We start from the raw sequence: 14,473 nt of genomic DNA, 5'->3' as shown, positions 1-14,473 counted from the left end.
GTTATTTCCTATTTTCGTAAATGTATTTTGCAAGAGAAGATACGCTAAAGAATATCTCTTTTAAATTTGCTGTCTTTGAGTCAAGCACGAGGCCATATTTTTTCTGTACAGCAAGCCCGAGCTCTAGCGCATCGACGCTGTCAAGCCCAAGACCCTCGCTAAAAAGCGGCGCGTTCTCGTCGATATCGCTTGGCTTCATATCCTCTAAATTTAAGCTTGTGATGATCAGCTCTTTTATATCATTAACTAGTTCTTTCACTAAATTCCTCCTTATAAATTTTACTTATCTCTTCGTGTAGCGCCCTCGCCCTTACGGGACTTGGCCTATCTTTTAAAAACTTGCTAACTTCAAATTTCTTTAGCTCCTTAAAGACGTACTTTATCTTTTCATCTGGCGTTTTGTACCATGGCTCATTTTTTCTAAGGCTTCTTGGAGCCATATTTATACCCACGCAAACCACGTTAGACGCGCCTTTTATGCCCATATATGCGGCCGCTTTATGAAAGATGATCTCCTCTTTCGTGCGTGTACCCTCTGGAAAAATGAGCAAATTTTCGCCACTTTTTAAAACATCTACGCTTTTTTGTAAAAATTCCTCGTTATTTGTGTTTGGTATGTAGTTGCACGCCCTAATAGCCGCAAATAAAAATATATTTTTGCCAAGCTCGCCCTTTACGATGCAGTTTATCCTTTTAAATTTTGAGACCAAAAAGACCACATCAAGTAGCGAAGGGTGGTTTGCGATGACTAAATTTGAGCCGCCATTTAGCTTTATAAGCTCAAATTTATAGTCAAGATATCCACAAATTTTAGTAACTTTTATAAAAAATCCCCAAGAAACTCTAACTAGATCTCGGCATAAATTTTGCATAAATTTAAATTTATTTAGCCCCAAAAGCACGACTGGCACTAGTAAAAGGTCGCCGCTTATGCAAATTAGCGCAAAAAAGAAAAATAAAAATCCAGCTCTTAAAATTTTAAGGCTCATAGCTAAAATTCCAAGACGCGAAATGACTGCTACTTTGCCACGTTTTTGCCAAATTTGGGTCAAAATTTACGATAAAGCTTTGCAGTAAATTTTCTGAAATTTCTTCTTCTTTTTCCACTCTTTTTAGAGTTAAAACTCTCTTATCTTTTGCCTTTGAGACGACGAGCGCTAACATAAATGATGGCTTTTTCTCATCAAAATAGCTCTGCGATATCGACTCATGATAGGCAAGGATGAGCACTCTCTCGTATCCGTCATTTAGCCTTAAAAACGCAGCTTGCAGCGCATCTTCGACTGGGCTAAATGATGAGATGGCTAGAATTTCATTGTGATTTTTAGCTTCGATGCTTAGAAGCGACGAGATAGCGTTATGCACAGAGAGCGAAAACGATGTTGGCGATAGTGGCTCAGCCTTTGCTAGCGTAGTTTCTAGCTCAAAACAGCGATTTATCTCACCTTCATAAGAGCTAAAAATGACTGGCATATCGATCATCTCAAAGCCACTAAGCAGGCTAAAAGCGCACTTTGCAGCACTACTTAGCCTCCTTCTTTGCATAGGCGGGATCTTTGCTAGATCAAATTCTTTTTTGTATCTCGCTAGATCCTCGCTGATCTCGCCGTAAGCTATCGCGTCATAAAAATCAACTTGAAATTTCATTATTTCGCGATGTCGCCTCTTAGTGTGACGCCAGACATCAAAGAACCGCTGCCGCACTGAAACTGAGTTTTAGAGTTAAATGGCTGTTTTTTGTAATATCCAGTCAAATTTACAACCTTCGTGCCGCCCTCTTTCACCGCTCTTTCTTGAAATGTCTTGATAGCAGAGAGAAGTGCGATCTGGCAAGCCTCTTCGTCGCTTTTGTTAAAGCCATTTGTCTTTTTGTTGGCTGTTAGGTCTTTAACGATTATGTTGCCTGTGTAGCCTGTGCCAAAGCTAACGCTAACATTTGGTAGCAAAAATTCTTTAGCCTTTGGGCCCTTTAAGAAGTCCAGCGAGTGATACTTCACGTCATCTCTAGCACTAAGGCTTGAGGCAAATGCCAAAACGGCAACTAATGAAACTAATCTTTTCATCTTATATCCTTTTTAAAATTTGTTATCTACTCTTTTAAATATCAAAGATGTATTTACACCGCCAAATGCAAAGTTGTTACTCATCGCAAAGTCTGTCTTTATCGGCGTTGGCTCCTTTAAGTAGTTTAGCTTTGCACACTCAGGATCAGTTACGTTTAAATTTATAGTTGGGAAAAATAGCTCTTCTCTCATCATCATGATAGTTGCTATCGCTTCCAGCCCACCACAAGCGCCAAGCGTGTGACCTAGATAGCTCTTAAGCGAGCTAATGGCGATGCCCTCTCCAAAAAGCTCGTTTGTAGCGATACTTTCAGCTATATCGCCATGTTTTGTCGCAGTCGCATGGGCATTTACGTAGCCTATGCTTTTTGGCTCCAGCTTTGCCGCGCGGAGCGCTAAGCTCATCGCCGCTTTCATAGTAGCACTTTGTGGTCTAGTGATGTGCGTGCCATCACACGTAGAGCCAAAGCCAACGACCTCAGCATAAATTTTAGTTCCTCTTTTTAAGGCGCTCTCTTCGCTTTCAAGCACTAAAAATCCAGCTCCCTCGCCAAGCACCAAGCCATCTCTATCTTTCTCAAATGGCGTTGGGGTTAAATTTGGCGCGTGGTTTTTGACGCTAGTCGCGTAGAGCTTGTCAAAGACGTATGCCTCGCTCACGCAAAGCTCCTCAGCCCCACCAGCTAGCATCATATCTATACTGCCATTTTTTATGCTCTCATACGCGTAGCCAATGGCGTGTGAGCCGCTCGTACATGCCGAAGATGTAGGGATGATACGCCCTTTTAGTGAGTAAAATAGCGCGATATTTGCCGCTGTGGTGTGAGGCATCATTTTTATGTAGGTATTTGCGTTAAAGCCGCTATCCATGTCCAAAACTAGCTTTGCCATGTCAAGGATAGAGTCCGTGCTACCAGTGCTTGAGCCACTAGCTACACCCATCCTGCCATCTTGCACGCTTGGGTCTAAATTTGCAGCCTGCAACTCTTCGCCATTTAGCAAACCAGCATTTTTTAAAGCAAGTCCGGCCGCGTGCACGCTATAACATGAGACCTTGCCAAGGCTTCTTAGCTGTTTTCTATCCCACTCCTGTGGGTGTTTGTAGTCTATGATGGGTGCTGCTAGGCGCGTGTTTAGCTCCTTATAGCCCTCCCACTCGCTCATATATCTCACGGCATTTTTGCCCTCAAGAAATTTAGCCCTCATCTCATCCCAGCTGTTGCCAAAAGCACTGACTGCGCCGATACCTGTGACAAATACACGCATTAGCAAAGTCCTCCATTTACGCCGATAACCTGCCTAGTGATGTAGCTAGCCTCGCCACTTAGTAGAAATTTAACAAGTCCTGCCACCTCATCTGCCTCTCCAGCTCTTTTTGCAGGTATGGCCTTTAGCACCTCATCTAAAAAGTCGCTATTTAAAATTTCTTCGCTCATATCTGTCTTTATAAGCCCAGGTGCCACGCAGTTTACTGTTATGCCTCTGCTGGCAAGCTCGACTGCAAGGGCTTTGCTAGCACCTATGATGCCAGCTTTGCTAGCTGAGTAATTCACCTGACCCCTGTTGCCAATGACCCCTGAAACAGAGCTTAGCGTCACTATCCTAGCTGGCTTTCTAGCCCTTATCATAGGCATTAGCGCTGGTCTTAGGACGTTGTAAAAGCCATTTAAATTTACATCTATCACGTCAAACCACTCTTCGTCACTTAGCCCAACAAAGGTATTATCCCTTGTTATACCAGCGTTTAAAATAACGCCGTAATAGACGCCATTTGTCTCCATGTCGGCCTCTATGGCCTCTTTTGCCGCAGCAGTGTCAGCCACGTCAAATGTCATAAATTTAGCCCCAAGCTCGCTAGCCATCTTTAAAAGCTCATCGCTCTTACTTCTTGCGTGAAGCACCACTTCGTATTCATTAGCAAGGCGCCTAGCGATGCTAGCCCCTATACCCCTACTTGATCCGGTTATCAATACTCTCTTACTCACTAAGTGCCTTTTTTACAAATTCTTCATCAGGGCTCATAACGTTTAAAACCGCCCTTGCGCCAAGCTCACCATTTACAAAAAGCTCGCTGTCATAAACGCCAAATCCACTCTCATCTTGAATGGAGCACTTTGAGATGATCACTATCTCATCGCCCACTTTAAAATATGGCCTAAAAATTTCAAATTTTCTACTACCAAGCAAAAAGCCAAATATCGCCTTCTCGCCCCTTAGCTCACGCATCTTTGAGTCGTAGATCCCAAGACTTTGAGCCATCATCTCTATCGCCTTTTGCGTGTGAAATCTCCCCTCTTCTAAAAAGGGATTTTGCTCATTTATCACGCTTCTTACTTTTATGCTCTCGCAAGGGATAAATTCTAAAATTTCATCGATCAGGGTTATGGCGCTGCTGTGCGGCAAATAATCACTTATCATCATCTCACTCTTTTAAATATTATCGCGGCATTATCTCCGCCAAAGGCAAAAGATAGCGACATCGCCGTTTTTACGTCAAATTTCGTGCCGCTTTTTACTAAATTTATAGCCTCCAAGCTCTCATCATACTCGCCGTCATAAACGTGTGGTGGCAAAGTGCTATTTTCTTTCATGCAAAGCATGGCGCAAATGGCGCTCTCAATAGCTCCAGCAGCCCCAAGCGTGTGACCGATCTGTGGTTTTAGCGTGCTTGCAAAGGTGGCGCCAAGTGTTAAATTTACAGCTTTTGCCTCCATTTTGTCATTTGCCTGCGTACCGGTGCCATGCAAATTTACATAGTCCACGCCGCACATGCCAGCTCTTTTTAGCGCGCTCTCTATGCAATTTACCGCCATTTTAGCGCTAAAATCAGGCTGCGTCATGTGAAAAGCGTCGCAGTTTGAGGCAGAGCTAGCGACTACGACGTTTGAAATTTCATCACGGCTTAGTAAAAATAGCCCAGCTCCCTCACCGATATTTATACCCTCTCTATTTTTAGAAAGGGCCTGACTTGGGGCGCTGCTTAGGATGCTAAGCGAGTTAAAACCATTTATCGTAAGTGTATTTAGGCTATCGACTCCGCCACAAATGACTGCGTCACAAAGCTCGCTTTCAATGAGCCTTTTTGCCTCTATGACCGCCTTAACACCCGAGGTGCACGCAGTCGATACGCAGTAGCTTGGACCGCTAAGCTCGTAAAAGTCGCTCACAAACTCGGCCACGTTTGCAAGGCAGTTTCTGTTTATGTCAAACCTACTTTTATCAAAAAATCCAGTCGCGATATAGCCTTTAAATGACTCGAAATTCTCCTCAACGCCGCTTGTTGTAGTGCCAAGAACTACTCCCACTCGGCTTTTGCCATATTTTTTGATAGCTCTTTTTATCTCAGCATCGATCTCTAGCATCGTGCTTAAAAGCAAAGCATTTGTGCGAGTTTTGAAGTGCTCTTTTGTGCTGCTAGCAAACTCTGGCAACTCGCCATTAAATTTACCAACCAAAAACTCATTTTGTGGGTGAAATTCAGAGCTTTTGCTTAAAAATCTCTTGCCACTTAAAAGCGAGCTTAAATTTTCATCACTACCGCTGCCTGCGGCGCTGATAATGGCTGGTTTGCTAACGTAGATCAACGCTTTTTACCTCATAAATTTGATCATCTATCATAAATTTTTGCTCATTTTTTTCATCTTTTATCATCTCAAGCACCTTGATAAAAAGCTCGTTGTAGGCGCTATTTGGTGGCAAGAAGCCTAAATTTATAAATGTGCCGTCCTTTAAAACTCGCCTAGCTTCTGGTGCGCCAAGTGCATTTACAAGGCTAAATTTATACTCATTCTCACTATTTTGCACATAGAGCATTAGCGGTCCTTTTGATGAACTAACCTTAAATGCCTTTAAGCTAAAATCAGCCAGCTTTGGCGCATCAAATTTCTTCGCACAGCCAAGAGCTAGAAGCGTTACTGCAAGGATCATAGCTATCTTTTTTACAAGCACTTTTTGCCTTTTTAGTGTTCTAAAATCATAAAAATTTAACAATTATATCTTTGCAATGCTTAAATGCAAGGCAAATGATAAATAGATTATTAATAATCAAGTATCTTCTCTTCATCTCGTCAAATTTAGCGCTAGCAAGGTCACTAAAGGCTAAATTTTTGGCTTTTATCACAGCCTCTTTTGCGGTGTAAATTTCATAAAATTTTTGCATTTTGTCTTTGGCGTTTGCGTAAATTTCGCTCTCTTTTTTGTTAAAGCAAAATTTGATCACTCCGTCAAAATTTCGCTCCTTTAGCTCCTCCACATCAACGCCAACTTTTTCTTTTGAGATAGCTAAAACAGCGATATTTTCTTTGTGAGAGAGGCAAATTTTGCCCCGTTTTTTTGCTTTAAATTTTAAATAGCGAGAAAGTTTAAATGAGTTTTGATTTGCTAAATTTGGATATTTTTTTAGCTTTCTGCGATCTTTTTTTGAGAGCATCTTAGGGCTAAATTTCTCAGCATCAAAGCCGATAAAAAGATAAATTTCACCCCTTTTTATAGGCATTTTCAACTCTTTTTTTATACTCTTTTGCACTTTCAAGCGCCCCTCTAAACTCGCCACTAACCGCCCTTAAAGCGTCATTTTGAAGCTCGCTCTCATCTTTAAACGATCTAATCCTTGGCGTAAAAGAGACCTCATACTCTCTAAAATCAGCCTCTTTTAGATCAAAATTTAAATTACTTATTTTGCTATTTAAGATATGCAAGGCACATTTTCTTGGTCCAAAGATGAAATTTCGCTCTTTTAATGCCTTTAAACTCCTTACCAAAATGCCGCCATAAAGCGCTGGCTCACTCTTAAAAGAGATGTCAAAACCAAAGTTGTGAAAGTAAATTTCGCCCGCCTCGCACGATCTTTTGTAGGTGTTTGCATCAAAGCAGGTGTAAATTTCAAGCTCGCTAAATTTATACTCCACGCCGCTTACAACGAGGATCTTACTTTGCATCAGCTCACGCAAAAAGCCCTGAAATTTCGCGTCAATATGCGCCTTAAAACCTGCTATTTTAAGAAGCTCCTCCCTTTGGCCCTTATCTAAGCTTTTAAAACCGTCTTGCTTAAGTGCTTTAAATTTTTCTTTATCAAAATGCCTTTGCTCAAAAAACTCACTAAGCATCGCCGCTAGATCAAATTTAGCAAAATGGCTTTTAAGTAGCTCGCCTGATAGCATTTTTGCTCCTAATTTTTTGGCATATTTTAAGAAATTTAGCTTTTATATGCAAATGCTGGGTCTAAAATCAATAAAATGATATCTTAATTTAGAAAGAAAAATAGTGAATTTTAGATTAAAACTTATGCGAAGCACCGCATGCGTTTTACTCCAAAAAAGCAAATTTAAAAATTTTATGAGCGAGCATATCACAGCTCTAAATTTAGTGCTAAACGAAGTGCAGCCTAGATTTAGTAGTCTGCTAAGGCGAGTGAGTAAGATTTTAAAATTTGCGAATTTGCCTTGTTAAATCAGGTGAGTGTCACGCGAATTTTAAAATTTCATGAACGAGTAATTTCGGCTCTAAAATTTGAGCTAAGCGATAAGCGAAGCCAAATTTTAGTAGTCAATTCTTGCGAGTGAATGAGAGTTTAAAATTTACAAAATGGCAAATTTCTCTTTTAAAAGTACGGACCTTAAATTTAAAAACTCTTTTATCCAAAAGGGAGACAAGGGGACTCGAGTTACGAGGCCGTCCCCTTATCCCCCTTTTTAAATCCCCCAAACCCCTCGCACGTTAGAGGTTGCTGTGCTTCGCACAGTTTTTTCAAATTTTAAAATTTGCAAAGCATAATAAATTTACTTTTAAGGCAGGCAAATTTCACCAGCTGCCGCTAGCTCCGCCTCCGCCAAAACCACCGCCACCGCCACTAAAGCCGCCTCCTCTGCCACTTGAGCGACCGCCACCATTTGAGTCTGAACTACCTCGTCTAAAGCCCATTGGCAAAGAGCCGCCTTGGCTATTTCTCTTAAAAACGTCTTTTAATATTAGAAAAAATACCGCAAATATAAAGGCAAAAACGCCAAAAATGATAAGGTAGTTTTGCACGCCAAATCCTTGCTCAAGTGCGGTTGATACAAGTCCAGCAAAGCACGTACTAAAACCAGTTCGCATAAAAAATTTGCCAAAGATCACAGAGGCAAAACAAGAGAGCATGCCAGCAAAAAAGGCAAACACGCCAAAAGGCAAGTCGCTAAGGCCGGATTTACTACTAAATTCCTCGCCGCTAGCTGCTTTTATGATCGCCAAAACGCCCTCTTTCACGCCTTCGCTCATCTTGCCATTTTTAAATTCAGGTATCATCACACTATTTATGATCTCGCTTGCTACGGCATCAGTTAGCACCCCTTCAAGACCATATCCAACCTCGATGCGGACCTTTTTCTCATTTGGAGCGACCACTAAAAGCACACCGTTGTTATCTTTTTTTTGACCTAGTTTGTAGCCTCTAGCGATCTCAAGAGACAGCTCCTCAATGCTCCTGCTTTCAAGCGAATTTAAAGTCACTATGGCGATTTGCGTGGTGCTGTTTTGCTCGAAATTTTGCACTAAGCTTAAAAGCTCATCTCTTTCGTTTTGTGAAAAAATATGAGCCTCATCGTTGATCTGCTCATTGAAATTTAGAGCAAAACAAAAGTAAAATGCAAAGAGCAAAAGGCTAATGATTTTTTTCATTATTTCTCAAACGAAACTTTTGGGTTTTTCATATCTTCGCTGCTAACCTCGATGCCTTGTTTTGGCTTCATCTCTGGGTAGAAAATGCCTACTATAAATTTACCAGGAAAGCTTCTAAGAGCTACATTGTACTCTTTTACAGCCTCGATGTAGTCGCGTCTTGCTACGCTTATGCGGTTTTCAGTGCCTTCAAGCTGGCTTTGGAGTGAGAGGAAATTTTGATTTGCTTTTAGCTCTGGATAGCTCTCGCTAACTGCCATTAGCCTGCCAAGTGCGGAGCCTAGCTGACCTTGAGCTGCCATAAATTCTTTAACCTTTGCCTCGTCACTAAGGCTGCTTGCGTCGATGCTTACTTGCATGCTCTTGCTTCTTGCGTTTGCCACGTCTTCAAAGACCTTTTGTTCGTGAGCTGCGTAGCCTTTTACGGTCTCAACTAAATTTGGCACCAGATCGGCTCTTCTTTTGTATTGATTTAGCACCTGAGACCACTTCTCGTTGGTGTTTTCATCAAGCACGACAAATGAATTTGCATATTTGAAAGCGCCAAAAACAAGTGCGGTGATGACCACAACTATGGCTATTAAATTTTTCATATTTTCTCCTTTAAAAGGGGTGATATTAGTAAAATAAGGCTTAAAAAATGATGTAAATTTGAAGTTAGGTTAGTGAAGTGAGTGCTTAGAGTGCACTCACTTTTTTGGGGATTATAGGTCTGTTTGGATCTTATCTTCAATGATAATATGTACTGTATGAGCGTTTCCAGCTTGATCATTTACAGTATCGTTGCTTGTATAGCCTTTTGAGCCAAAGTCAGCATTTACTGTTGAATCTTCATGCCACTTACCTTTTATATCTACCTTGCTAGTGCTATCGCCTCTTATCTTAAGGATAGTGTTGATGTTATCAGTCATAGCAAAGATATCTTTTGCGTCAAATTTGATCTCAGAGTTGCCTTTTAGTTCGATCCTCTCGATGCTCTCAACTTTTGTGTTAAGGTCAGCAACGTTGCTAAGATCTACGTGAGAAGTATCTCTAAAGACGATCGTATCAGATGTGCCCTCTCCACCTTTCATCACTTTGCTTGGATCATAATCCATCCTAAAGTCTTCAAGCTCTATGTGAAGCTTATCGCTGTGAGTTTTATTTACAAGACCACCTGGAATTTTAAGCGTAGCATCTACTTTTAGATCATAAGCTGATCTTGCGTTGATGTCTAGTAGCTGCTCAAATACACCCTTGCTCATATCATCAGCTGTTAGCACGTGATTTACTGTCTTTGTTTGAGCGTGATTGTCTGGATCAGTGTATTTGATCTCAACTGTATCGCCCGCTCTTGCATCATCGCTAACATAAATTTTAACTGGCGTTGTATCTTGAGTTTTGTTATTGTCGCCAAAGTTTTCATTGCCATATAGATGTCCATCTCTATTGCCGTCTTCGCTAAACTGCATACCTCTTATAGCGTCCATCTCGACTTTTGCATGATCTTCTGCGCTTACAGTAGTTGTTCCGTCAGATAGAGTGACTTTTGCTTTTGTCTCTTGTCCTACTGCGATAGCTGCATCAAGCTCAAGTGGCTTGCCATTTTCAAGAGTGATTTTGCTGTGATCAGCTTGATTTTCTAGTACGATATTGCCAAGTGGATCTTTGCTAAAGACTTTAAATTCTTTAGTCACAGGCGTTGTGCTACCAGCATTTGTGATCTCAACTTTTATGCTATCGCCAGCTATTACGCTACCAGGGAGAGATACACTTACTTTTGAAGTATCGCTACTTGTCTCATCTCTTGTGATAGTGCCATTGTCGTTTGCATCAGCTGCTATGCTTACACTTAGACCTTTGCTGCTTAGCTGTGCTAGTTTTGCCTCTGCGTCAGCATGTGCTGTTTGATCATCTTGAGTAGTTATAGTCGCATCTACCTTTGTTTTCTCACCTGGCTTCATAGGGATATTATCTACTTTGATAGTGTTGCTTTCTGTGATATCTTGTGGTCTTCCACCATTTATTATATCTGTAGCAGTGATTACACCATTTGTCTTAGTTATTTTAAATTCTCTACTTCCTAGGATACCAGTATTTGGATCAACATACTCAACTTTTACGTGATCGCCTGTTACAACGTTGTAAGGTACTTTTACGCTTACTGTTGTAGTTTTTAGGTTGTGATCTGATATAGCCTCATCTCTGCTTAGCTCATTGTTTCTATTAGCATTATCTTCGTTGAAAATTACGCTTAGCTCGTTATTGTTTATAGGCTCTAGTATCGCCTCTGCTGATTTAGGTGTGACATTAGGTATCTCTACTTCAACCTTAGCAGGATTTGTAACACTCACTGCGATACCAGGTATCTTTAGTAAGTTACCTGGTGCTAAAGGCACATTGTGCCCAGGTCTATCTTCTATAGTTAGCACGTGGCTATTGTTACTAGTTACTTTATATATAGTTGGCACGCCATTTACTTTTACAGTAAATGTATCACCTGTATGTAGGTCGCCACTTGGTAGAGATACGGTTGCAGATGTCTCTTTAACCTTACCATCTGAGTTTGCCTCGTCTCTGCTTAGTTTGCCATTTCTATCTTTGTCCTCATCGATAAGTACATAGAAATTTGTACTGCCATCACCATCAGCATCAAGTGTGATATCACTACCAGCTTCTACCTTATCGACACCTGTTGCATCGCTAACTGTTGCACTTACCTTGCTTTTTTTATCTTCCTCAAGCGGCACAGTATACTCAACAGCTTTATTGCCAACCACATTTAGACCATCTACTGTGATATTGCCATGAGCGTCTTTATGGATAGTATGTCTTGTGGTAGTTGGTGTGCCATTTTCTATGCTTGTAGTTATCTCTAGTATGTCACCATCTACAACATTGCTTGGTAGTTTTATGGTAGCTGTGGTTTTATCTAAAACACCATCTGAACTTGCTTCATCTCTATTTAAAATTCCGTTAAAGTCTTTATCTTCTTTAAATATAACAGTCATATCATCGTGAAGATTTTCAAGGGTAGCATGATTTGTTACTATGGTTTTTGCATGATTTTTAGCGTCTGTAAATGTTGCCTTAGCCTCAGTATTTTTACCTTCGCCTATTACTATGCCTGGTACTGTGATTTTATTATCGCTATCAGCTGTTATAGTATTAGTACCATCTGTTAGAGTAATGCTATTGCCATTTCTTGTGATAGCAAATTCTTTTTGTAAAGTTATGTTGCCATCAGCTTTAACCTCAAGTATCATCTTGTCGCCAGTTATCACGTTATTTGGCACTTTTATTTTTAGATCTGTCTTATGAAGATCACTATCTTTCATGCTCTCATCTCTTGTGATAGATGTATTAGCATCAATGTCTTCACCAAAGAAAATTCCAGAGTCATCAAGCTCTGTTACGCTTACGCTATTTGTGCCAGTAGCACTTTGAATACCATCTTTATCGATGATAGTAGCTGAAATTTTAGTCTCAGCTCCTGTTAATGTACCAACATGAGAAATTTTAAAGCCGTTGTCGCTTACTGCTACATTATTGCCATCCTCATCTGTTATCTTAACGCCTGAAGCATCTTTATGAACATTAAATTTAAGCGTTCTATCTTTAGTTGTGCCGTCAAGTTGTGGCTCAGTGATCTTAACTTCGATCCTATCGCCATCTACTGCATTTTTAGGGATCTTGATAGTTGCAGTTGTGTTAAATTCATCATGGTCGCTAGCTGAATCTTTTCTGCTCATAGTTTTTGAGTTATGCGCCTCATCAAAGATAACCTCAGGTGCTTTTACATGCTCTAAGCTAGCTGAAACTTCTGGCTCATTTATATCTGTATGTCTGCCTGGTGTCATGTTTGTGATGCTAGCTTTGATAGTCGTATCTTGTCCATTTCTTAGTTCAAAGCCTGGTACTTCAAATGAGTATTGATTAAAGCTCTCTTTTGTCAATGGGAAATTTTGTCCGCCATTGCCGATCTCTGTTATACTTGTTACCTCACCTTTATCATTCATATTTATAGTGAAATTTCTATCATATGGTGCTTTTCCAGGCTCATTTATATGAAGTGTAAGTGTATCGCCATTGTCTATTTTGTTTGGAAGTCTTATAAGAGCTGTTGTTTTATTTACTTCGTGCTCGTCCATACTCTCTTGTCTTGAAATTTCATGAAGAGTATCTTGCTCTATAAATTTTATCTCCATGTTTCTGCCGATTGGTATTACATTATCTTTATTAGACTCTGCACTCTTTGGTGTGCCATCTGCAGCTACGACATGAGCACTTGCATAGTTCCATACGTCAGGGAAGACTGGTAAAGATGTATTTACCTTATGGTTATCAACATCTGCTTGTGTAAGAGGCACTTCTGTTGTTGTATTTTGTTTAGTTAGTGGATCAACGTAGGTTATGACAACTTTATCGCCTGCTACAACATCTTTTGGAAGTGTAACTTCAACAGTTGTGCTTCTAAAGTTACCATCTTTGCTATTTTCCCAGTCATCTATACCACCATCATTGTCATGATCTTCAGTAAATGTCAAAGTTGGTCTTACATCTGGAGTAACATCATCAGTTGCTACATCGCTCTTCCAAGTGCTAGAGTTTGTGCTATCAGTAACATAAGCATCTACTTTTGAAACTTTACCCTCAGCAACTGGCATATTGTCTATCTTGTAGCCATTATTGATTATATTTTGATCGATAGTAACTTCTCTATTTTCAGTAGTACCATCTGGTTTTGTTAGAGTAATGTGAAGTTTATCTCCAGGGATAACATCACTTACTTTTATAAGTACTGGTGACTCATTTTGTTTGTTGTCATTGTTGTTTTCTGTATAAGTTAAAAATTTATCGTTATTTCTATCTTCTGTAAATTCAACGCTTACGCTTGATTTTGTAGGAGTTACGTGATCTTCACTGCTGCCACCAGTGTTACCTTGGAAATTTGTAACGCTTGCTTCTACTTTTGAGTTTTTACCTGGCTCTACAGGTGCATCTATTGGATAGCCATTAGTTATGATAGATGGAGTGATGGTTATGTTTGTTGTTGTTTCATTACCATTTGGATCAGTTACAGTGACTTTTAGTATATCACCAGCTCTTACTGTGCCGTCATTTGGTACTGTTATACGCACTTTAGATGTATTTATGTTTGTGTCATTTCCATGCTCTACTCTACTTAAAGTGTGGTTGCCATCAAAGTCATAGAGGAATTTAACAGTTGGAGCACCTGGGATTATATTAACATTTGCGCCAGCACCATTATCACCATCGTTGCCATCATTGTAGCCACCTATTGGGCTATCGTATGAAGCAAAAGCTCTGTTCGTATCAGTTAAATTTCTATAAGTTTCATTGATGTTAGAGTAGTGACCACCCTCAGCAAATCTAGCTTCGCCAAGGCTAACGCCATCTCCACCACCAGCAGCAGCGTTACCGCCAGCAGCAGTCTCTTCAAGCTTTGTTAGATCACCGCCATTTAAAATAGCATTTTGCAAAGCGCTTATATCAGCTAAGCCCTCAGCACCTATCGTATTTGGATTTAAAGAAAGCGTGTCACTACCTAGTACAGTTAGCTCTTTGCCGTTATTTGCAACAATAGTTACTTTGTCGGCTGCATCGCTAGTTTTGACACTCTCACCCATATAAACGATGTCGCCAACTTTTAGCTCTCTCTCGTTTCCGTTTTGATCAACTGCGACCGCCTTGCCACTTAGCGATTTTACTACACCCGCTTCTTTAGCCATAAAACTCTCCTTAATAATTTTTTC

General features: G+C 40.4%; 15 protein-coding genes. 1 reads left to right on the top strand and 14 read right to left on the bottom strand.

Going from position 1 to position 14,473, the window contains the following annotated elements; translation table 11 throughout:
• Position 1: 1 nt before the first annotated feature.
• Genes F3G91_RS09660 through F3G91_RS09610 form a run of 11 tightly spaced genes read right to left on the bottom strand, consistent with a single transcriptional unit; the run spans position 2 to position 7,222 of the window.
• Positions 2 to 259 (bottom strand): phosphopantetheine-binding protein, encoded by a 258-nt coding sequence (locus F3G91_RS09660; protein ID WP_107714081.1) that lies wholly within the window; start codon positions 257 to 259, stop codon positions 2 to 4.
• Positions 243 to 1,052, bottom strand: coding sequence for a lysophospholipid acyltransferase family protein (locus tag F3G91_RS09655; RefSeq protein ID WP_223227870.1), 810 nt, complete (start codon positions 1,050 to 1,052; stop codon positions 243 to 245). The genes F3G91_RS09660 and F3G91_RS09655 overlap by 17 nt, the downstream gene beginning before the upstream one ends.
• Positions 979 to 1,647, bottom strand: a complete 669-nt coding sequence (locus F3G91_RS09650) for a beta-ketoacyl synthase chain length factor (RefSeq protein ID WP_149701435.1) — start codon at positions 1,645 to 1,647, stop codon at positions 979 to 981. Before F3G91_RS09650 ends, F3G91_RS09655 begins: the two co-directional genes overlap by 74 nt.
• Positions 1,647 to 2,063, bottom strand: coding sequence for an excinuclease ABC subunit A (locus F3G91_RS09645; protein WP_149701434.1), 417 nt, complete (start codon positions 2,061 to 2,063; stop codon positions 1,647 to 1,649). The genes F3G91_RS09650 and F3G91_RS09645 overlap by 1 nt, the downstream gene beginning before the upstream one ends.
• A 12-nt stretch (positions 2,064 to 2,075) precedes the next feature.
• Entirely contained in the window at positions 2,076 to 3,329 is a 1,254-nt protein-coding gene (locus F3G91_RS09640; RefSeq protein ID WP_149701433.1) for a beta-ketoacyl-ACP synthase, read from the bottom strand.
• Positions 3,329 to 4,048 carry a 3-oxoacyl-ACP reductase FabG gene (fabG, locus tag F3G91_RS09635; protein WP_149701432.1) on the bottom strand — a complete coding sequence of 240 codons (720 nt, stop codon included), beginning with the start codon at positions 4,046 to 4,048 and terminating at the stop codon, positions 3,329 to 3,331. The genes F3G91_RS09640 and fabG overlap by 1 nt, the downstream gene beginning before the upstream one ends.
• The gene (locus F3G91_RS09630) at positions 4,041 to 4,484 is read right to left on the bottom strand and encodes a hotdog family protein (protein ID WP_103598008.1); all 444 of its coding nucleotides are present in this window, start codon (positions 4,482 to 4,484) and stop codon (positions 4,041 to 4,043) included. The genes fabG and F3G91_RS09630 overlap by 8 nt, the downstream gene beginning before the upstream one ends.
• Positions 4,481 to 5,647, bottom strand: a complete 1,167-nt coding sequence (locus tag F3G91_RS09625; protein WP_149701431.1) for a beta-ketoacyl synthase N-terminal-like domain-containing protein — start codon at positions 5,645 to 5,647, stop codon at positions 4,481 to 4,483. Before F3G91_RS09625 ends, F3G91_RS09630 begins: the two co-directional genes overlap by 4 nt.
• Positions 5,634 to 6,011 carry a hypothetical protein gene (locus F3G91_RS09620; RefSeq protein WP_223227869.1) on the bottom strand — a complete coding sequence of 126 codons (378 nt, stop codon included), beginning with the start codon at positions 6,009 to 6,011 and terminating at the stop codon, positions 5,634 to 5,636. The genes F3G91_RS09625 and F3G91_RS09620 overlap by 14 nt, the downstream gene beginning before the upstream one ends.
• Positions 6,012 to 6,036: 25 nt before the next feature.
• The gene (locus F3G91_RS09615) at positions 6,037 to 6,558 is read right to left on the bottom strand and encodes a 4'-phosphopantetheinyl transferase family protein (protein ID WP_149701430.1); all 522 of its coding nucleotides are present in this window, start codon (positions 6,556 to 6,558) and stop codon (positions 6,037 to 6,039) included.
• Complete coding sequence (locus F3G91_RS09610) at positions 6,539 to 7,222, bottom strand: ABC transporter substrate-binding protein (protein ID WP_149701429.1); 684 nt, start codon at positions 7,220 to 7,222, stop codon at positions 6,539 to 6,541. The genes F3G91_RS09615 and F3G91_RS09610 overlap by 20 nt, the downstream gene beginning before the upstream one ends.
• A gap of 103 nt (positions 7,223 to 7,325) precedes the next feature.
• Between F3G91_RS09610 and F3G91_RS09605 the strand changes: the two genes are divergently transcribed.
• Positions 7,326 to 7,511, top strand: a complete 186-nt coding sequence (locus F3G91_RS09605) for a hypothetical protein (protein ID WP_149701428.1) — start codon at positions 7,326 to 7,328, stop codon at positions 7,509 to 7,511.
• Between the two features lie 351 nt (positions 7,512 to 7,862).
• Here F3G91_RS09605 and F3G91_RS09600 read toward each other — a convergent pair whose 3' ends face one another.
• The 3 genes from F3G91_RS09600 to F3G91_RS09590 all read right to left on the bottom strand — a co-directional run bounded on the left by F3G91_RS09600 (position 7,863) and on the right by F3G91_RS09590 (position 14,449).
• Complete coding sequence (locus tag F3G91_RS09600; protein ID WP_149701427.1) at positions 7,863 to 8,717, bottom strand: TPM domain-containing protein; 855 nt, start codon at positions 8,715 to 8,717, stop codon at positions 7,863 to 7,865.
• Complete coding sequence (locus F3G91_RS09595) at positions 8,717 to 9,310, bottom strand: LemA family protein (RefSeq protein WP_149701426.1); 594 nt, start codon at positions 9,308 to 9,310, stop codon at positions 8,717 to 8,719. The genes F3G91_RS09600 and F3G91_RS09595 overlap by 1 nt, the downstream gene beginning before the upstream one ends.
• A gap of 111 nt (positions 9,311 to 9,421) precedes the next feature.
• Complete coding sequence (locus F3G91_RS09590; RefSeq protein WP_149701425.1) at positions 9,422 to 14,449, bottom strand: retention module-containing protein; 5,028 nt, start codon at positions 14,447 to 14,449, stop codon at positions 9,422 to 9,424.
• Between the last annotated feature and the right edge of the window lie 24 nt (positions 14,450 to 14,473).

The organism is Campylobacter concisus, assembly GCF_902460715.1.
Lineage (GTDB): Bacteria > Campylobacterota > Campylobacteria > Campylobacterales > Campylobacteraceae > Campylobacter_A > Campylobacter_A concisus_AK.
The sequence above is the reverse complement of the archived record's forward strand: the minus strand, read 5'-3'. Positions and strand labels throughout refer to the sequence as shown.

Excerpts from the sequence above, each read along its gene's own strand:
- F3G91_RS09600 (WP_149701427.1), bottom strand. The coding sequence starts at position 8,717 with ATGAAAAAAATCATTAGCCTTTTGCTCTTTGCATTTTACTTTTGTTTT.
- F3G91_RS09590 (WP_149701425.1), bottom strand. The coding sequence starts at position 14,449 with ATGGCTAAAGAAGCGGGTGTAGTAAAATCGCTAAGTGGCAAGGCGGTC.
- F3G91_RS09615 (WP_149701430.1), bottom strand. The coding sequence starts at position 6,558 with ATGCCTATAAAAAGGGGTGAAATTTATCTTTTTATCGGCTTTGATGCT.
- F3G91_RS09595 (WP_149701426.1), bottom strand. The coding sequence starts at position 9,310 with ATGAAAAATTTAATAGCCATAGTTGTGGTCATCACCGCACTTGTTTTT.
- F3G91_RS09640 (WP_149701433.1), bottom strand. The coding sequence starts at position 3,329 with ATGCGTGTATTTGTCACAGGTATCGGCGCAGTCAGTGCTTTTGGCAAC.
- F3G91_RS09650 (WP_149701435.1), bottom strand. The coding sequence starts at position 1,647 with ATGAAATTTCAAGTTGATTTTTATGACGCGATAGCTTACGGCGAGATC.
- F3G91_RS09645 (WP_149701434.1), bottom strand. The coding sequence starts at position 2,063 with ATGAAAAGATTAGTTTCATTAGTTGCCGTTTTGGCATTTGCCTCAAGC.
- F3G91_RS09610 (WP_149701429.1), bottom strand. The coding sequence starts at position 7,222 with ATGCTATCAGGCGAGCTACTTAAAAGCCATTTTGCTAAATTTGATCTA.
- F3G91_RS09630 (WP_103598008.1), bottom strand. The coding sequence starts at position 4,484 with ATGATGATAAGTGATTATTTGCCGCACAGCAGCGCCATAACCCTGATC.